The sequence below is a fragment of the Pseudomonas sp. 5Ae-yellow genome (assembly GCF_014077575.1).
GTDB lineage: Bacteria > Pseudomonadota > Gammaproteobacteria > Pseudomonadales > Pseudomonadaceae > Halopseudomonas > Halopseudomonas neustonica.
This window is the reverse complement of record NZ_JACGWE010000003.1, coordinates 1-17,023: the sequence shown is the minus strand read 5'-3', so window position 1 is coordinate 17,023 and position 17,023 is coordinate 1. Positions and strand designations below refer to the sequence as shown.

The following is a 17,023-nucleotide window of genomic DNA, read 5'->3' as shown; positions in this document are numbered from 1 at the left end:
ACTTGCGATGCTAACTGGGCTGGTTCACGAGTTCCTTTCGTATGATCTCGGCGCCTGCACTTAGCGCATTCAGCTTGCCCCTTGCGACTGAGCGAGATAAAGGTGCCATGCCGCAATTAGTGCAGGGGTAGAGCTTGTCTGCATCTACAAATTGAAGTGCTTTTCGCAGCGTACTGGCGACTTGCTCTGGTGTCTCGATAATGTCCGTTGCCACATCAATGGCACCTACCATCACTTTTTTACCTCGAATGAGCTCGAGGAGATCCATCGGCACTTGGGAGTTATGACATTCCAGTGAGATCAGGTCGATATTGGACTTTTGCAGTTTAGGGAAGGCTTCTTCGTATTGGCGCCACTCGGAGCCCAGCGTCTTTTTCCAGTCAGTATTGGCTTTGATACCGTAGCCGTAACAGATATGTACGGCGGTTTCGCACTTGAGGCCTTCGATGGCTCTTTCCAGGGTGGCGATGCCCCAATCGTTTACCTCATCAAAGAACACGTTAAAGGCGGGTTCATCAAACTGGATGATATCCACACCAGCAGCTTCCAGTTCTCTGGCTTCCTGATTGAGGATCTTGGCAAACTCCCAGGCCAGTTTCTCGCGGCTTTTATAGTGGGCGTCGAACAGCGTGTCGATCATCGTCATGGGGCCTGGCAGAGCCCACTTGATGGGCTGACTGGTTTGCGCACGCAGAAACCTGGCGTCCTCCACAAAAACGGGCTTTTGCCGAGCGACAGCACCCACCACCGTGGGTACGCTGGCATCATAGCGATCACGAATTCTGACCGTCTCACGCTTCTCGAAATCAACACCGTCGAGATGTTCAATAAAGGTCGTGACAAAGTGCTGTCGCGTTTGCTCGCCATCGCTGACGATGTCGATGCCGGCCTGTAGCTGTTCCTGCAACGAGATGCGCAATGCATCCTGTTTACCCTCGATCAATTCCTGATCTTGTAATTTCCAGGGTGACCAAAGTGTCTCGGGTTGTGCCAGCCAGGCCGGTTTGGGCAAGCTGCCAGCGGTCGAGGTAGGGAGTAATTTTTTCATAAGAAATGGGCTCTTATCTGAGTTAGTTAACGTGGCTGGCAGACCATTGCTCAAGAACGCGTTGGTATGGCTTGATAAAATGCTCTTGCGCAAAACGACCCTGCTCAATTGCCAGTTGGCCGCGTTCCTGACGGTCATAAACGATTTGAGTGAGCGAGTGATCCTGATTCTTCAGGTTGGGTTGGTAGTGTTGTCCCGCCGCCGCGTTCGCGTTGTAAATTTCGGGGCGATAGATCTTTTGGAAGGTCTCCATCGTGCTGATAGTGCTGATTAGTTCGAGGCCGGTATAATCGTTGAGCAGGTCGCCGACGTAATAAAATGCCAACGGGGCAGCGCTATTTGGCGGCATGAAGTAGCGAACCTGCAGGCCCATTTTCTGGAAGTACAGCTCCGTCAGCGACGATTCATTGGGCTGGTATTCGAAGCCCAGAATCGGATGCTGGTTTTCCGTGCGTTGGTATATCTTGTTGTCCGAGACGCTGAGACAGATAACCGGCGGCTTGCTGAAGTGCTGCTTGTAGGCGCTTGAATTGACGAAATGCTTGAAAAGCTTGCCGTGCAGGTCCCCAAAGTTTTCGGGCACGCTGAACGCGGTTTGCTCTTTGTTGTGCTCAAGTAGCAGTACACTGAAATCGTAGTCCCGCACGTAAGAGGAAAAGTTGTTGCCGACGATGCCTTCAAAGCGTTTGTCGGTTTTTCTGTCAATAATGTGGGTTTTCAGTATCTCTATTGCAGGAAAGTTAACGCCCTCGTCTTGCGCATTGATAGCCATTTCGACAGAAATAATCTCAAGTTCCACCGCGTAACGATCGCCCTTGGGGTTATCCCACTGCGCCAATGCATTAAAACGGTTGTTGATCATGGCGAGCGTGTTGCGCAGATTCTGCTGGCGGCTTGCCCCTCTGGCCAGGTTGGCGAAGTTGGTAGTGATGCGCGTATCGTCGGCGGGCTGGTAACTCTCGTCGAATAAAGTGCTTTTAATGGTAAATGTAAATTCTGTATTCATCGCGATCTGTTGTCCTGATACCTGAGGTGATCCCTGACTCTGCTTTGCAGCTTCACGGGCAATAAAGCTCAGAGGTCTTGTCTGTGGCTAAGAAAGATGGGCATTTTAGGCATCTGTGGTGATTGAGAAAAAGTGAACTTTTTTACATGTGATCATTAGTAGCGCTCATAATCATGATGAGCCTACGGGCGAGCAGTACCACAAAATCGACAGGATCTGCCTTGGGATGCTTCAACCCTTCCCGCGCACCCTGTAGAGTAGCGGCCGGTCATCGAGCGGGAGCGGGTCATGCAGGAATTGTTGCTACATTGTCGTCCAGGTTTTGAAGGGGAAGCCGCTGCAGAAATGCAGGAGCTGGCAGCCGAGCAGGGTATTGCCGGTTATCCCATAGCGCAGAATGGTGCCGCCCTGGTGCGCTTCGTCTGCCCGGAGGCGGGGGATGCCGAGCAACTGATGCGCGCCATTCGCTTCAGTCATCTTATTTTCGCCCGTCAGTGGGCAGTGGGCAGCTGGCTGGATGTCGATCCCGAGGATCGCATCACCCCGATCATTACCGCCTGCGCGCAGGGCCCGATTGCCTCAGAGTTGTGGCTGGAGACCGCCGACACCAACGACGGCAAGGCGCTTGCGGCTTTGACTAAAAAGTTGCGCGCGCCACTTGAGCGCTCGCTAACCAAGACTCGCTTTGTGCGTCCCAACAAGACTGACCTGCCGCGCCTGCACCTGTGCTTTGAGAGCGGGCAGCGCATTTTTGTGGGTTGGTCTTGGGCGGATAATGCGGCGCCTTGGCCAATGGGGATTCCCCGTTTTCGCGTACCCAAGGATGCCCCCAGTCGCTCGACGCTCAAGCTGGAAGAGGCCTGGCATCACTTCATTCCGCGTGACGATTGGGATAGCCGCCTGAAGGCCGGCATGACAGCGGTTGACCTGGGCGCTGCGCCCGGTGGTTGGACCTGGCAGTTGGTCAACCGTTTGATGAACGTGATCGCCGTTGATAACGGCCCCATGGATCGCAAGCTGATGGATAGCGGACAGGTTGAGCACATTCAAGCCGACGGCTATATGTACAAGCCCAAGTATATGGTCGACTGGATGGTCTGCGATATTGTCGACAAGCCCGCCCGCAGCAGCGCGCTGGTATCCAAGTGGATTGGCCAACGCCTGTGCCGCGAAGTCATCATCAACTTCAAACTGCCGATGAAACGCCGCTATCAGGAAACCATGCAATGCTTGGAGCACATCCAGGATGCGCTGGATGAGGCGGGCATCAAGGCAGAAATATCCTGCAAGCAGCTGTATTCCGACCGTGAAGAGGTCACCTGCCACGTGCGTGCTGCACCACGTGGCTACTGACGCTGGTTGGGGCTAAATAGTTGCTAGAGCGGTTCGAGTAGCGTGATCCGCTCTTCTTCCAGCAGGATGGGAGCGAACGCGCCGATACTGTCGCGGCGCGCTTCGGAGTTTTCCCAACGTTCCCATGAGTGGCGGTTCTGCCAGGTCACGGTAATGATGCGATGGTTGGGTTGCTCCAGGTCACGAAACGATTCGCCGGAGATAAAGCCGGGTGACTGGATCGCCGCTGCCAATACCTTGCGGGCAACCTCTTCATAGGGTTTTTCCAGTCCTTCTGCAATGACACGTTCAATCAACACTTTGATCATTCATCATCCCTTACTGTGGCGGGTGTTGGTTTATCATCTCTAAGTGTTGGCTTTGCGCGCGCGTCTGGCAAGCGCCAACTGAATTCTGGATAATCGTTTTTTCTCAACCGGGCCTTGATCATGACTGAACAGACCACCCCAGCCGTACTGGATACCCAAGGGCTAATGTGCCCGGAGCCGGTGATGATGCTGCACAATGCCATTCGCGATATAGCCGTGGGCGAGTTGTTGCAGGTGCTGGCGACGGACCCGTCAACCCAGCGTGATATTCCCAAATTTTGTGCCTTTCTTGGGCATGAGCTGATCGAGCAGAGTGAGATAGCCGGGGTGTATCACTACCAGATTCGCAAAGCGGGCTAGCGGGACGCCATTGCCCCCTTTGCAGGATTCTATAGTTATCATTCCCGTCAGCCAGGCTATCCTCTGACGCCGGTCCTTAGGCCTGTGCTCGCTCCCTAACAGGTATCAGTACGCAGCGAACTGTTGACTAAATGTTGCGTGGATGTTTACCGCTGAAAGCTCTTGTTTGGTCTGTATATGCTATTCTAGAGGCGTCGCAGGTGAATTATCCGGCGTGAGTGAGCGCTGTGGCCAGCTTCAGGCTGTAACCTGCTCAGTTGCACGCGTGATGTTGTTCGAACATGATCCTGATGTCGGCCGTACCTGTTCTCTGGCGCTATCCGCCGGTCTTATAGAGCCGAGTTGGACGCTAATAACAATCCAGCTACCCACGACTGTTGACCCAGCCTCTCGTTATTGAGGGTTGTTTCTGGTGCGTCTTGTATCACAGGGATGTACGGAATTCTTCTTCGAACATGGCTTCTTCAATGCGTGCGCATACGTTTAGTTTGTTGAGCAAGTGCTTGACTGTACTTGTGGTCTTTGCCATTTTTGGCTCCGCTTGGTGGCTTCATCCCAGTCGGTCTGTCCCTGGTTTTGCGATGGCCTTACCGTCAGAAAAGGGGACTGCTGTTGATGTACAGGCACCCTTTTATCGTAGCCGTTTCGCTTCGTCGGATCTTGACGAGTTTGTGCACGCGTCGTCGGTGACGTCGTTACCTTCAGGCGCGTTGATGTCTGTCTGGTTTGCTGGCTCGCGAGAAGGCGCAGCCGATGTCCAAATCAGAGCGTCGCGTTACGACGCAATCGCGGGTGAGTGGGGGCCGGAGCTGATACTCGCCACACGGGAGTCGACTAGCACTGCTATTCAAAGGCACATACGCAAGTTGGGTAATCCGGTTATTGCGCTGGCACCTGATGATCGACTGTGGCTTTTTTATGTGTCAGTTTCCATCGGGGGCTGGGCGGGCAGTGCGATTAACGCCATGTACTCTGATGACTTTGGTGAAAATTGGTCCCCACCCAAGCAGCTGGTTACCACCCCTTTCCTTAATATCAGTACGCTCGTGCGTAACGCCCCCGTGTTTCACCGCGACGGTACTATAGGGCTGCCGGTTTACCACGAGTTCCTTGGCAAGTTTGCCGAGTATCTGTACATCAGCCCGGACGGTGAGGTGCTTGATAAAAGTCGCATCAGCAAAGGCAAGCACTCGCTGCAACCGACAGTAGTGCCAACCAGCGAGTATGGGGCACTAGCGCTGTTACGTTATGCCGGTGAGACTCACCATAAGGTACTCGCCAGCCGTACTGAGGATGCTGGCCAGAGTTGGAGTGAGCCCTATCCGATTGAACCTGCCAACCCCAACTCGTCACTGGCTGCGATAGCTACACCGAACGACGGCCTGCTGGTTGCCTTGAACGATCTGGAGGATGGTCGCTTCCGACTCCGGCTGATGGGAAGCGACGAGGGTTTGAGCTTCTGGAAGCCGGTTATTGATCTGGATGAGTCGCCCGACCCACTGGGCAATCCGTTCAGCCGGGAGGTGTATAGCGACATCATCGGCGACAAATTTCAATCGTCCAGTGGGCCGCGGCGTATAGGACTGCTCAGTGATTTTTTAGCCAATCTCGATCAACGCGTCTGTTCTATGCATGGCTGCGACTTCGAGTATGAATACCCATACTTCATCAAGAGCTCGGATGGGCTTTATCATCTGGTCTACTCCTGGAATAACACCTTCATCAAGCACGTCAGCTTCAATGATTCATGGTTGGAGGCGCAGCTATGATCGCTGACCTTTGGCAGGCGCAACTGACCTTCGGCTTATTCGTGTTCCTGCTTACGCCTGGCTTTGGTCTCAGCCCAGGGTTGCAGCGCGTTCGTCTGTTGGTGTTTCTGGCTATCGGTTATATACCCATAGCAGGGCTGTCGTTGGCTGACTATATGCGTAGTTTTACCGGAGACCTGGCGATCACCTCATTGGTGGCTTTGGCCTACTGGACTGCCGTACGCACAGGGTTTGCCCCACGCCAGCCAAGGGCGAAGACCCTGCAGATTGTGGCGGTCATGGCCTGCCTCGCACTCTTTCTGTATCCGGCGACCATGGGACTTTCCTACCTGGATCCCTATCGTCTGGGCTACCAGCCGCGGCCGCTGATTTTGTTTGTCGGTCTGCTTACCCTTGCGCTGCTGGCGCTACAAAACCGACTCGGCGCCTGCATGCTCGCGCTGGCTACCCTGGCTTTCAGCGTGGGACTCAAATCGGCTACCAACTATTGGGATTACCTGATCGATCCCTTTATTGCGCTGTATAGCTGCTTTGCATTGATCGGCTATGCAATTAGCAGGCTTTGGCGTAACGGGTCGGCTAAGCGCCGTGACGCGCTGTCATCGCAACCGGGATGACGCGGTGTAACACGTTTAACAATTTTCACTCTTTGAGAGTTTGGGGTTAGGAATCATGGGTTGGCTTCACTCGCGGCGTTTGCACTATTGGCTTGGTGCAGTAGCGCTTCTGTTTTGTGTCTTGGCAGTGTTGCGCGCTGCTTTCTTTGTGGGGTTCTCGGGGTTTGACTTTGGTGCACTTGGCGAGATTGAGGCCGTACCTGAAACCCTGGGTATAGGCTTACGCTTCGACCTTCGGTTGGCGATTCTGCTTATGTTGCCGGTTGCCTTGCTCGCCTGGCTGCCAAAGTGGAATCTCACGCGTTCGCGCGCCATGCGCTGGCTGGCGCGGATCTATCTAGTGTTGGCGCTGGGCGCTGTACTTCTGGTTTACATCTTTGATTTTGGTCACTACGCCTATCTGGGTGTACGCATCAATGCGACGGTGCTGCGTTTTTTTGAGGACGCGCAGATTTCGACCGATATGGTCTGGCAAACTTATCCGGTGATCTGGATTACCCTTGGATGGCTGCTGGCGACAGCCCTGATTTGGTGGTTGCTGCTGCGCCTTGAGCGGGTAACGCTGGACCGCACTGCCAAACCTATCAATCGCTTCTCCCTGGTCTGGGGAAGCTCGCTGATGGTGGTGCTGGTGTTCCTGGCAATACTGGGCCGTTTCGACAGCATCAACCTGGAAAATCCGGTGCCACTGCGCTGGAGCGACGCTTTTTTCTCGGGTGATAACCGTGTTTCAGCCCTGGGCCTGAACCCCGTTATCTTCCTCTACGATACTCTGCAGGTACCGCATGAGCCGTTCGACCGAGCGCAGGTGGCAGCGCATTATGAGGTGGTCAGTCGGTATCTTGGCGTGAGCCAGCCTGATGCGCAGAGCCTGAATTTTGTTCGTCATCAAAGTCCCCAGCCCTATGCCGTTGCCGCTAGTCAGCCGCCGAACGTGGTGTTTATCATGCTCGAATCGCTGGGCACCAGCGCCGTGGGAGCCTATGGCAATCCGCTGAACCCGACGCCTAATATTGATCGACTGGCCAAGCAAAGCTGGTTCTTCCAGAACTTCTACGTTCCGGTGACGGGTACAGCAAAAACAGTTTGGGCGAGTATCTCCGGCGTGCCTGACGTTTCGCGCGATGAAACCGCAACACGTAATCCCCTGATTACCCGACAGCACAGCCTGATCAATGCGTTACCGGGCTACGACAAGTACTACATGATTGGCGGTAACTCCGGCTGGGCGAATATGAACGCGCTGGTTCGCCAGAGTATTGATGATGTTCGCCTGTTCGAGGAGCGCGATTGGCGCTCGCCCATGGTCGACGTCTGGGGTATTTCTGACCTTGATCTGTTCAAGGAAAGCGACCGCATCCTGCGTAATCAAGCGCAAGGCAAACCGTTCTTCGCTTATATCCAGACGGCGGGCAATCATCGGCCCTTTACCATTCCGGCGCAGAACGACGGGTTTGAAGTGCTTGATCTACCGCTGGAAACGGTTCAGAACGCGGGTTCGCGCAGCGTGGCACAGTACAACGCTGCGCGCTTGCTGGATTTCAATATTGGACGTTTGATGGAGATCGCTCAGCAGGGCGGCTGGTACGACAACACCATTTTTGTGATGTTTGGCGACCACAATACCCGTATCAGTCAGATCCCGCATATGCCGCCTGCCTTTGAGAAGCTGGGGTTGGAGAGCAATAACGTACCCATGTTGATTCACGCACCCAAACTGCTTGAGCCAAAAGTGATAGAGCAAGCTGTGGGGCTGGCCGATTTGCTGCCTACAGTGCTTGGTATGGTGGGCGTAGAGTTTCGTAACGGCGCCATGGGGCGTGATATTCAGCAGCCAGCGCCGGAAGGTGAGCGAGTGGTGCCGCTGGTGCTGCGTGAGGGCACCTTTCCGCTGATTGGTGGGGTGACCAAGGACTTTCTGTTGCAGATGCAGCATGATGGTAGTCAGCCTACTCTGCACGATCTTGCCTCGCAGACGCCACTGACGGATGTAGCTGATCAGCATCCTGAGGAGTTTCAGCGCCTCGAGCAACTGACGCGCGGGCTGCATGAAACCTCTCGGCTGATGCTGTACCAGAACGTCAGAGCGGACTAACGCTATTGTTAGTTTGAAGCATGGCGCATTCAGCTCTCAGCCGGTACCTGCCAACCGCTTTGTCCCGGCTGCGACTGACAGGCGCCGAGCAGGTCTTGCCAGGCTTGCGTGTGCTCTGCCAGTGCCTGCTGATACTGCTCCCAAAGACTGTTTGAGCTCCCGGCAAGCCGGTCCAGCGCGCTCGCTGTTGCTGGCGGTATGCCCGCTACCGCACGCAGGGCAATAACGGCATTAGCCCAGGGCTGTCCTACGCGTTGTATTTGCGCCAGGTAGGGCTGAATCTCACCAGCATAAAACAGCACAAAGACATTCAGCAGTATTTTTGATTTGGCCGAAGGTGCCTGCATGGGGCAGAGCAGGCGCGGTTCGGTCGCCTGCAGCATCTGTGTGGCCTGGCGCAGGCCGTGCGTGGTTTGTGCCAGGCTGGTGATCAGTTGGCCGCTGCGCTGACTTAGCTGCAGCGCCTGCAGCAGGCTATCAAGGTGCGCTCTATCGGGTGGTAAGCGTTGCGGCAGTGCAACGCCTATTTTTGCCAGCTCATTCAGCGCCGCAACCGCTGCTTGATCGCTTAACGGACTACTGCTCACCGGGAGTGGTTGATCAGCAAAGCGCAGATAGTGTTCAAACTCTTCGCTGGCATTCAACGCATTCCAGTAGGTCGCTGGCAGGTTGGCACCTTTGTTTTCTGCGATCGCGATCAGTTGTTCGCGCAGCTCCGGCTGTTCGTCCCGTTGTGCGAGCAGGGCAGTACACTGGTCCAGCGCGCGCAACAATTCGCCGTCGTAGGCGAGCCGATGGCTCCAGGGCATGACCTTGCCGAGCACGCTATTGCGCTCGCTGATGCGTTGCTGCAGCAGCCGACAGTCATTGGTATCCACAATCAGGTCGAGCAGGCCAATACGCAGTGGTGCGATGGTTATCATCCGTTCGCGGCGAGCTGGAAAACGGTATAGGGCGAGCTGGTCGGGGACAAAAGGCTGCCAGTCCTGCTGCAACACTCGCGCCACACGATCAAGATAATTGCTCATCTGCTGCTGCGCCTCGGGCGCACGCTGACAGCCCGCCAGCGTCAATAGCAGGGATAGCAATAGGGCAAGGGTGGCGCGGGTTGGTAGGGCAGACATGGGCTCAGTATGCCATGCCTGCTGTGACCGGGTCAGTGGGTCGGGTGGCTTGGCGAATAGGGTGGGCGCGGTGGGCGCAGTTTCTCGCGCTTGCCGACGACAGCCAGCCGTAGGCCCAGGAAGAGCGCGGCGCTGCTCAAACCAATAATCAGCCCCATCCAGAAGCCCGCCGGACCGCGTGGCGGGCCGAGCAGATCACTGATGCCCAGTAGATAACCGGCAGGTAGGCCAATCAGCCAGTAAGCAATCATGGTTAGCAACATCGGTAGGCGTGTGTCCTGAAAGCCGCGTAAGGCACCCGCACAGGCGACCTGAACCGCATCGGAGAACTGATAGAGCGCGGCCAGCACAAAAAGGCTGGCGGCCAGCGCGATGACTTCCGCGTCCTGGGTATACAGCAGCGGAATCTGCTCGGCAAAAAGATACATACCGCCAGCAGCTATGGTCGCAAAGCCGAGCGCCACCACAGTGCCGACCTTGGCGGCAAACAATGCCGCCCGCGCCCCGTTGCGGCCCAGGTTGTGGCCAACCCGCACGGTAATCGCCAGCCCCAGACTGAAGGGCACCATAAAGGCCAGCGAAGAAAAATTGATAGCGACCTGATGGCTGGCCACCACGATAGCGCCCATGCCGCCAATCAGCAGGGCGATCACGCAAAACATGCTGGTTTCGGCAAAGAGCGCTATGCCGATAGGAAAGCCCAGGCCGAACAGCTGGCCCAGCGTGCGTCCCTTGGGCCAGTCAAAGCGCTCGAAAAGGCCGCATTCGCGGTAGGTGGGTGATCGCTTGATGTGGATCAGCAGGCATATCAGCATCGCCCACATCACCAAGGCCGTAGCCACGCCACAACCCACCGCGCCCATGGCCGGCATGCCGAGTTTGCCGTACACCAGGATATAGTTGGCGGGCACGTTGATGGCCAGGCCGATAAAGCCAACCAGCATGGCCGGTTTGGTATTGGACAGCCCATCGGTCAGCCCGCGTAACGCCAGCATCATGCCAACGGCAGGAAACCCCAGGGAGATCGCCAACAGGTAGTCCAGGGTGACCGGAATAAGCTGCTCACCAATATCCATGGCAACCAGAATTGGTCGCGTCAGATTCAGAAATACCGCGCAGGCCAAGCCAATGAACAAGCCCAGCCAGGCTCCCTGGCGCACCATGGGGCCGGTATCGGCCAGGCGGCCAGAGCCGTTGCTGGCCGCCACTTTGGAGGTGATGATCATCATCACGCCGGTGAGAAACAGCAGAGTAGGGATCCAGAAGGAGTTGCCCAAGGCGACAGCAGCCAAGGCCTCGGGACTGACGCGCCCCGCCATGGCGGTGTCGATAAAGCCCAGCAGGGTGTTGGCAAGCTGAGCGGCGACAATCGGCAGCACGAGCACAATCAGCGCCCGCAGTTCTGCTACAATGCGCGGCCCGTTAAAGCGAGGTGGTCTGCTGATCATTACCAAGATTGCCTTCAGAAAAAGCGGTTCATCCTATCAACTTGCCAGATATTGTCTACCAGCCAATGCAGTACCATTGCGACGATCTTGTAACCCTGTTTGACCGCTGCTTTGCGGTTGATTTCAACACCCGACTGGTGGGCGGTTATCCTGAGCCCGAATATCTGCCGGCAGATGATGAGTCTGGTTTTCACCGCATACGTTTTACCCACGATTATTTTCGCAGCGCGCTACATGAAGTAGCGCATTGGTGCGTGGCTGGGCCGCAGCGACGGCTGTTGGCCGACTTTGGCTATTGGTATGCGCCCGATGGCCGCAGCGCAGATCAGCAAGGTGCATTCGAGCAGGTAGAAGTGAAGCCGCAGGCCTTGGAATGGTTGTTCTGCGCGGCAGCCGGGCACCGCTTTGATGTGAGTACCGATAACCTCAGCGGTGAGGCGACCGACCCAACGCCGTTCCGCACCAGGGTGCATGCGCAGGCAGTGAGCTATCTTGAGAGTGGTTTGCATGAGCGGCCAGCCCGTTTCGTCGATGCGCTATTGGCGTTTTATCGTCCTGGTGCCGTGCTGACCGTCGATAGCCTTGGCCGCGCCTGACTGGCTGATACCGCCAGGCAGGCATCATAGGTGTTTATACCAAACCCAACTTGTGGCGGTTCGCGCCCGTCAGCCGCAAGGGTGCTAGCACCTCGTTGTCTGTGTGCTCTGCACGCCATTCCCTGTCGGTCATGAAGTCGAGCACCGCGTCACGGGTTTGCGTCCAGGCGTCCTTGTTTTCCATGTCCAGGAAGTGTCCGGCGCCGGTGACCGTCGCATACTCGCAGTGACGCACATGGCGGCTGAAATGCCGCGCGTCCTCCGGGCAGGTATAACGATCCAGATCACCATTAACGAACAGCAGCGGCACTTTGATGTCGGCACTGCCGGTCAGATAGCAACGGGTATCCTGCGTCAGTATCTGGCTAACATGAAAAGCCATCTGCTGATACTCATGCTCGTGCAGACTAATGATGTGGCGAAAGTTGTAGCGCTTGACCAGTGAGGGCAGGTGTTCGCCGATGGTCTCGTTCAGCAGCATGCCCAGCTTGCGGCGCTCGCAGTTGAGTAACAGGTTGATGCCGGTTTCAAGGTAGCTACGCATAGCTCGGTTGATCAACGGCGAAAAGGCCATTACCACCGCCTTGCGCATGGTTGGCGGACGCTTTGCCAGAGCGAGCAGAGCCGATGCACCACCCCAGGAAAACGATAGCATGTGGTCGGCGCCAAAGTGCGCGATCAGCTCCAGCAATATACCTGCTTCCTGTTCCTTGGTGATCGGCCGCTGATTGGCGTTGTAATGCTTGGACTCGCCGGAATAAGGCTCGTCAAAGAGCACAACGTTGAAGTGTGGCTGCAGAAAGCGAACGGTCTGGGCGAACGCGGCCATGGTCGCCAGCGAGCCATTCACCAGAATGACAGTGCCCCGCGGTGCAGGGCTGGCATAGTAGTGAGTCTGTATAAGGAACTGGCCTAGCGCTTCAACTACTTGATGTTCTGGTTTCATATTCCCTGTCTCCGCTATTGGCTGGACGCGCTCACTGCGGCGCGTCATACAGGGCAGTTATTGGCAAAACGCCGAAAGAAACGAAAGGCGCCAAGGCATCGTCCGGTGCAGACAAATTTGCTTGTGGTTATGGCGACAGGGTGGTGAGGACAGTCTCGGGGCGAGCACAATGGGCGGTGTGCGGGGTGTCCGTTGACTCAGGCAGGTCCTGCAAAGGAAGGGCTATTACCCTTCGGGTAACGCTTTTAATAATGGGTCTGGCTGCAAGCCTCAGTTGGGCCTGTTGTTGCCAGTAAAGCAGCGTCACCGAATCAGTGCAAGCCTATTCAGCTACTTTGTTGATCGGCTAAGGCAGCCCGGCTGGACAGCCCGTCGAGCACCGCTGACAATGCTCCTACACTCTTAATCTCGGAAGCCCTGCATGCGTATTGTTGCCGACGAAAATATCCCTCTGCTGGGCGCGTTCTTTGCCAAGCAAGCGGAGATAACGACCCACCCAGGGCGCGAGATTTGCCGCGCACATCTGATGCAGGCCGATGCCTTGCTGGTGCGCTCGGTTACCCGCGTGGATCCCGCGCTGCTAGCGGGCACACCGGTGCGCTTTGTTGGAACCTGTACCATCGGCACCGATCACCTTGATCTGCCCGGTCTGCAGGCGGCGGGTATCGCTGTATCCAGCGCACCCGGTTGCAATGCGCGCGGCGTAGTCGAGTACGTTCTCAGCTGTCTGTTGACCTTCTCTGAACGCACCGGCAAAGCCTGGCGCTCGCAGCGCGTCGGCATCATTGGCGTGGGGCAGGTGGGTAGCCGCCTGGCAAACACCCTGACAGCACTCGGCGTGGACTGCCTGCTGTGTGATCCGCCGCGCGCCGAGCGTGGTGAGAGTGGCTTTGTGAGTCTGGATGAGCTGCTGGCGCAAGCGGATGTGATCAGTTGTCATGTGCCGCTAGAGCATCAAGGTCCGCACGCGACCAAGCATCTGTTGAACGCCGAGCGTCTGGCCAGGCTGGCGCAGGGTACCTGGCTAATCAACAGTAGCCGTGGTCCGGTGATTGATAATCAGGCGCTGGCGGCCCTCTTGCTGCAGCGCCCTGATCTGCAGGTGGCGTTGGATGTCTGGGAGCACGAGCCGCAGGTAGATCTGGCGCTGGCCGCCCAATGCGCGCTGGCCACGCCCCATGTTGCGGGCTACAGCCTGGACGGCAAACTGCGCGGTACCGAGCAGATATATCAGGCGTTTTGCGCGCATTTTCAGTTGCCAGCCACTCTGGCCTTGAGCGAGCTGGCGCCCACAGCGGGCTTGGCGACTATTGTTGTGAATGAGCAGACGCCAACAGACTGGTCGCTGGACCGGGCACTGCGCTGGGTTTATGACGTTCGCGATGATGACGCGCGCTTTCGCGCCGCCATGGCAGGGTTACCGGTTGACCAGATAGCCAAGGTGTTTGATCAGCTGCGCAAGCACTACCCGCTGCGGCGGGAGTGCTCACATCTGCAATTGGCTTGGCAGGGCGCGGGCGACCTGCCGGCGCATTGGTTAGCGGCGGGCTTCAGTGGCTAGCTTGGCGGGGCGCTGGTACCCACTGGCGCTCAAGTTCGTTACAGGCGTGTTGAATCATTTGCTCGGTAATGGCAATTTCACGGCCCTGTTCATCAAGCAGAAAGCCACCCGTGCAGGACGACGGATGGATCATAATTTCGGCACTTTCACGGCATGTCTGCAAGGCATGTACACTCATGGTTTTCTCCCATTGTGGTGTCGCTGAGTACGCTGATCCCCCTCCCGGCGACCAGCTCAGGGCAGGATATGGCAATGCCATGACGACTTTGTGACAGCGCGTTGGTCTCCAGGGTAACAACGGGAGACAAGCGCCAACCAGCAACAACATATTCACTGGATACAAGAACGGGCACAGGGCATGCAATCAGGTTTCAGGTTAGGGCTCATCATCAATCCACTGGCCGGTGTGGGTGGGCAAGCCGCGCTCAAAGGGTCTGATGGCGTGGCAGAACAGGCGCTGGCTCAAGGTGTGCTACCGCAGGCGCAGCGTCGGGTGGCGCAAGCGCTAGAGCTGTTGCTGCCGCTGCGCGATCAACTGCAGCTATTTGCCGCCCCGGGCGCCATGGGGAGCAATTTGCTTGCCGAGCTGGGTTTTACGCATCAGGTGGTTGGTGAGTTGAGCGAGCCTAACCAGACCTGTGCCGAAGACACCGAACGCTGCGCAGCTGCCCTGCAAAAAACCGGCATAGATTTGCTGCTGTTTGCGGGCGGTGACGGTACCGCGCGTAATATCTGTAATCAGATCAGCAGCAGTCAGCTGGTGCTGGGCATTCCGGCTGGGGTCAAGATTCACTCCGGCGTGTACGCTGTAAACCCGCGAGCCGCAGGTGAGCTGGTCGCGCTGCTAATCAAGGGCGATCTGGTACGTCTGCGTGAAGCCGACGTGCGCGATATTGATGAAAATGCCTTTCGCCAAGGCCAAGTTAAAACCCGCCATTACGGCGAGCTGTCAGTGCCTGAAGAAGGGCGCTTTGTGCAGCAGGTGAAGCAGGGCGGGCGTGAAGTCGAAACCATGGTGCTGGACGACATCGCTGCGTGGCTGCAGGAAGAGCAGGACGACGACACCGGCTGGATTTTAGGGCCCGGTTCAACCAACCTTGGCCTGCTGGAAGCCATGGGGCTGCAGGGCACCTTGCTTGGAATAGACGTGCTGCGTAACGGCGAGCTGGTGCTGCAAGACGCGACCGAGCAGCAATTATGGGCCTTGCTGGAGCAGGGCGGCGACTGGCGTATTCTGGTTACCGCTATTGGCGGTCAGGGCCATATTCTTGGGCGTGGTAATCAGCAGTTGTCGCCGCGTGTAGTCCGTGCCGTCGGCATCGACAATCTGCTGGTCGTCGCGACCAAAACCAAACTCAAAACCCTGGATGGTCGACCCTTTCTGGTCGACAGCGGCGATGCAGAACTGGACCAGCAACTCACTGGCCTGCGCCGTGTGCTGAGTGGTTATCGGGAAGAGATGTTATACCCGGTCAGCTGGAAAGCAGAGTAGGGTAGCCTGCTGGCTATAACTCCGCCTTTTCGTACCTCCGTGCTTAATGCGATGCCTGCGTTTCAGGCAACAAAAAAGGCGCAGTGCGCCTTTTTGCAAAACTGATGGTGGCAACCTGGCGATCTTTGCCTCAGGCGGCGAACTTGTCTTTCATCAAAAAGGAATAAGCCGTATTGAAGGCGACTTCCTGGTAAGCCTTGAGCCCCGTGTCGGCGTAAGTGACCTGCACCGGATTGCGCTTCAAGGAGTCCTTGATATCAGTCGTTGACATGATCACTACATCAAGGTCCTCAATCAGCTCGATGGCCGCTTCCAGCTTGAAGCCTACCGCACCACCCGCAAATTTACCTTTCATGGGGCGTTGGCGTATCACCACTTTGTCCACCTGATAATCGTGCATCAACTTGGCAAAAGTCTGCTGGAAATAGCGCAGCTCGCTGGTGCTATTGATATTCGACAAGGTCAAACGCCGTGAACGAAAATCCGGCAGTTCAAAAATCTCGTCCGACAGGGACAACAAGCACACATTCACATCGTTACTGTTTATATCAACACCGCACACTTTCATAGAACACCCAACCTGGCTAGATCGGCGCAGTATAGCGCAAAGCAAGCGCATAAATCGCACCGTGCACACAGACCGTATTACAGCTTTGGTAGTTTGCTCTCCGGTATGCAGGGTTGAGAGGGCAAGTTGATGACGGCGAGCGTGCTTCAATCCACAGCGATGGCGAATGATTCGAGGCGAGCCGACCTGATAGAAAATTGTGCCCCATAAATAAGTGCACTATTTTTACGCGGCATCGTCTTGGCGTTAACTTCGAAACAGATGGCAACAAGACAGTTCGCAGCAGTCAAAGGCTTTAACAAAATCTAGCACGCGGATGGAGGATCTGAATTACCTTGAATCCAGGTCGGCGTGTATAGTGAAAAAAAGAATTTATTGGCTTGGGCAGTCAATATTAACCTAGCTGAAGGAATAGGCTTTGTTTAACTCGGACGCGGGCAGCTCCAAAGGTATCAGCGACTCCGTCCTGCAATCGGTAAGCATTTACGATGCAGCCCGGCAGGCTGATATACAGCCTTGGGCTAACATGGAGTGTTTTCAGCTGGGGCGCGGCTTACAGCTATCGACGGTTGACTGCCTTGACCTTGGCGATCAGCAGATCGTGCGCGGGGGGTGTCATAAATTTTGTGTTTGGGCATAACATGTTGCAGCAGAGGACGCATGTATGCCGACCAAGAAGAAGCCGGGGCGTGAAGCCCCGCGAGACCTACCCGCAATTCCCAACGAACTGAT

Annotated in this window: 16 protein-coding genes; 8 read left to right on the top strand and 8 right to left on the bottom strand. The window is 56.2% G+C overall.

Going from position 1 to position 17,023, the window contains the following annotated elements:
* Nucleotides 1-10: 10 nt before the first annotated feature.
* Both H4J77_RS03060 and H4J77_RS03055 read right to left on the bottom strand, forming a co-directional pair.
* The gene (locus H4J77_RS03060) at nucleotides 11-1,048 is read right to left on the bottom strand and encodes a methionine synthase (RefSeq protein WP_123889518.1); all 1,038 of its coding nucleotides are present in this window, start codon (nucleotides 1,046-1,048) and stop codon (nucleotides 11-13) included.
* A gap of 22 nt (nucleotides 1,049-1,070) precedes the next feature.
* On the bottom strand, nucleotides 1,071-2,054 hold the full coding sequence (locus tag H4J77_RS03055) for a DUF1852 domain-containing protein (RefSeq protein WP_123889517.1): 984 nt from the start codon (nucleotides 2,052-2,054) through the stop codon (nucleotides 1,071-1,073).
* 288 nt (nucleotides 2,055-2,342) lie between these two features.
* Between H4J77_RS03055 and rlmM the strand changes: the two genes are divergently transcribed.
* Nucleotides 2,343-3,407, top strand: coding sequence for a 23S rRNA (cytidine(2498)-2'-O)-methyltransferase RlmM (gene rlmM, locus H4J77_RS03050; RefSeq protein ID WP_123889516.1), 1,065 nt, complete (start codon nucleotides 2,343-2,345; stop codon nucleotides 3,405-3,407).
* Nucleotides 3,408-3,430: 23 nt separating this feature from the next.
* On the opposite strand, the gene H4J77_RS03045 is transcribed toward rlmM, so the two are convergent.
* The gene (locus tag H4J77_RS03045) at nucleotides 3,431-3,715 is read right to left on the bottom strand and encodes an antibiotic biosynthesis monooxygenase (protein ID WP_123889515.1); all 285 of its coding nucleotides are present in this window, start codon (nucleotides 3,713-3,715) and stop codon (nucleotides 3,431-3,433) included.
* 120 nt (nucleotides 3,716-3,835) lie between these two features.
* Here H4J77_RS03045 and tusA point away from each other — a divergent pair, with 120 nt between their 5' ends.
* The 4 genes from tusA to H4J77_RS03025 all read left to right on the top strand — a co-directional run bounded on the left by tusA (nucleotide 3,836) and on the right by H4J77_RS03025 (nucleotide 8,556).
* Nucleotides 3,836-4,075, top strand: a complete 240-nt coding sequence (gene tusA, locus H4J77_RS03040) for a sulfurtransferase TusA (protein ID WP_123889514.1) — start codon at nucleotides 3,836-3,838, stop codon at nucleotides 4,073-4,075.
* A gap of 491 nt (nucleotides 4,076-4,566) precedes the next feature.
* On the top strand, nucleotides 4,567-5,844 hold the full coding sequence (locus tag H4J77_RS03035; RefSeq protein WP_372237888.1) for an exo-alpha-sialidase: 1,278 nt from the start codon (nucleotides 4,567-4,569) through the stop codon (nucleotides 5,842-5,844).
* Nucleotides 5,841-6,461 (top strand): hypothetical protein, encoded by a 621-nt coding sequence (locus H4J77_RS03030; RefSeq protein WP_220469239.1) that lies wholly within the window; start codon nucleotides 5,841-5,843, stop codon nucleotides 6,459-6,461. The genes H4J77_RS03035 and H4J77_RS03030 overlap by 4 nt, the downstream gene beginning before the upstream one ends.
* 55 nt (nucleotides 6,462-6,516) lie before the next feature.
* Entirely contained in the window at nucleotides 6,517-8,556 is a 2,040-nt protein-coding gene (locus H4J77_RS03025) for an LTA synthase family protein (protein WP_123889512.1), read from the top strand.
* 29 nt (nucleotides 8,557-8,585) lie between these two features.
* Here H4J77_RS03025 and H4J77_RS03020 read toward each other — a convergent pair whose 3' ends face one another.
* Both H4J77_RS03020 and H4J77_RS03015 read right to left on the bottom strand, forming a co-directional pair.
* On the bottom strand, nucleotides 8,586-9,680 hold the full coding sequence (locus H4J77_RS03020; protein ID WP_123889511.1) for a DUF3080 family protein: 1,095 nt from the start codon (nucleotides 9,678-9,680) through the stop codon (nucleotides 8,586-8,588).
* A gap of 32 nt (nucleotides 9,681-9,712) precedes the next feature.
* A complete protein-coding gene (locus H4J77_RS03015) occupies nucleotides 9,713-11,128 on the bottom strand; it encodes an MATE family efflux transporter (RefSeq protein ID WP_123889510.1) in 1,416 nt (471 codons plus the stop codon).
* A gap of 65 nt (nucleotides 11,129-11,193) precedes the next feature.
* On the opposite strand from H4J77_RS03015, the gene H4J77_RS03010 reads away from it, so the two are divergent.
* Nucleotides 11,194-11,724, top strand: a complete 531-nt coding sequence (locus tag H4J77_RS03010) for an elongation factor P hydroxylase (protein WP_123889509.1) — start codon at nucleotides 11,194-11,196, stop codon at nucleotides 11,722-11,724.
* Nucleotides 11,725-11,758: 34 nt separating this feature from the next.
* Here the strand turns inward: H4J77_RS03010 and H4J77_RS03005 are convergent, their stop codons facing one another.
* A complete protein-coding gene (locus H4J77_RS03005) occupies nucleotides 11,759-12,670 on the bottom strand; it encodes an alpha/beta fold hydrolase (protein ID WP_123889508.1) in 912 nt (303 codons plus the stop codon).
* A gap of 421 nt (nucleotides 12,671-13,091) precedes the next feature.
* Between H4J77_RS03005 and pdxB the strand changes: the two genes are divergently transcribed.
* Nucleotides 13,092-14,231, top strand: a complete 1,140-nt coding sequence (gene pdxB / locus H4J77_RS03000; RefSeq protein WP_123889507.1) for a 4-phosphoerythronate dehydrogenase PdxB — start codon at nucleotides 13,092-13,094, stop codon at nucleotides 14,229-14,231.
* On the opposite strand, the gene H4J77_RS02995 is transcribed toward pdxB, so the two are convergent.
* Complete coding sequence (locus H4J77_RS02995; protein ID WP_123889506.1) at nucleotides 14,221-14,409, bottom strand: PA1571 family protein; 189 nt, start codon at nucleotides 14,407-14,409, stop codon at nucleotides 14,221-14,223. The genes pdxB and H4J77_RS02995 overlap by 11 nt on opposite strands.
* Nucleotides 14,410-14,589: 180 nt before the next feature.
* Here H4J77_RS02995 and H4J77_RS02990 point away from each other — a divergent pair, with 180 nt between their 5' ends.
* Nucleotides 14,590-15,723 (top strand): ATP-NAD kinase family protein, encoded by a 1,134-nt coding sequence (locus tag H4J77_RS02990; protein ID WP_123889505.1) that lies wholly within the window; start codon nucleotides 14,590-14,592, stop codon nucleotides 15,721-15,723.
* Between the two features lie 130 nt (nucleotides 15,724-15,853).
* Here H4J77_RS02990 and H4J77_RS02985 read toward each other — a convergent pair whose 3' ends face one another.
* Nucleotides 15,854-16,291, bottom strand: coding sequence for a DUF3010 family protein (locus tag H4J77_RS02985; RefSeq protein ID WP_123889504.1), 438 nt, complete (start codon nucleotides 16,289-16,291; stop codon nucleotides 15,854-15,856).
* Between the last annotated feature and the right edge of the window lie 732 nt (nucleotides 16,292-17,023).

Excerpts from the sequence above, each read along its gene's own strand:
- H4J77_RS03030 (WP_220469239.1), top strand. The coding sequence starts at position 5,841 with ATGATCGCTGACCTTTGGCAGGCGCAACTGACCTTCGGCTTATTCGTG.
- H4J77_RS03045 (WP_123889515.1), bottom strand. The coding sequence starts at position 3,715 with ATGATCAAAGTGTTGATTGAACGTGTCATTGCAGAAGGACTGGAAAAA.
- H4J77_RS03055 (WP_123889517.1), bottom strand. The coding sequence starts at position 2,054 with ATGAATACAGAATTTACATTTACCATTAAAAGCACTTTATTCGACGAG.
- H4J77_RS02985 (WP_123889504.1), bottom strand. The coding sequence starts at position 16,291 with ATGAAAGTGTGCGGTGTTGATATAAACAGTAACGATGTGAATGTGTGC.
- H4J77_RS02995 (WP_123889506.1), bottom strand. The coding sequence starts at position 14,409 with ATGAGTGTACATGCCTTGCAGACATGCCGTGAAAGTGCCGAAATTATG.
- H4J77_RS03060 (WP_123889518.1), bottom strand. The coding sequence starts at position 1,048 with ATGAAAAAATTACTCCCTACCTCGACCGCTGGCAGCTTGCCCAAACCG.
- tusA (WP_123889514.1), top strand. The coding sequence starts at position 3,836 with ATGACTGAACAGACCACCCCAGCCGTACTGGATACCCAAGGGCTAATG.
- pdxB (WP_123889507.1), top strand. The coding sequence starts at position 13,092 with ATGCGTATTGTTGCCGACGAAAATATCCCTCTGCTGGGCGCGTTCTTT.
- H4J77_RS03015 (WP_123889510.1), bottom strand. The coding sequence starts at position 11,128 with ATGATCAGCAGACCACCTCGCTTTAACGGGCCGCGCATTGTAGCAGAA.
- H4J77_RS03020 (WP_123889511.1), bottom strand. The coding sequence starts at position 9,680 with ATGTCTGCCCTACCAACCCGCGCCACCCTTGCCCTATTGCTATCCCTG.
- H4J77_RS03005 (WP_123889508.1), bottom strand. The coding sequence starts at position 12,670 with ATGAAACCAGAACATCAAGTAGTTGAAGCGCTAGGCCAGTTCCTTATA.
- rlmM (WP_123889516.1), top strand. The coding sequence starts at position 2,343 with ATGCAGGAATTGTTGCTACATTGTCGTCCAGGTTTTGAAGGGGAAGCC.
- H4J77_RS03010 (WP_123889509.1), top strand. The coding sequence starts at position 11,194 with ATGCAGTACCATTGCGACGATCTTGTAACCCTGTTTGACCGCTGCTTT.
- H4J77_RS02990 (WP_123889505.1), top strand. The coding sequence starts at position 14,590 with ATGCAATCAGGTTTCAGGTTAGGGCTCATCATCAATCCACTGGCCGGT.
- H4J77_RS03025 (WP_123889512.1), top strand. The coding sequence starts at position 6,517 with ATGGGTTGGCTTCACTCGCGGCGTTTGCACTATTGGCTTGGTGCAGTA.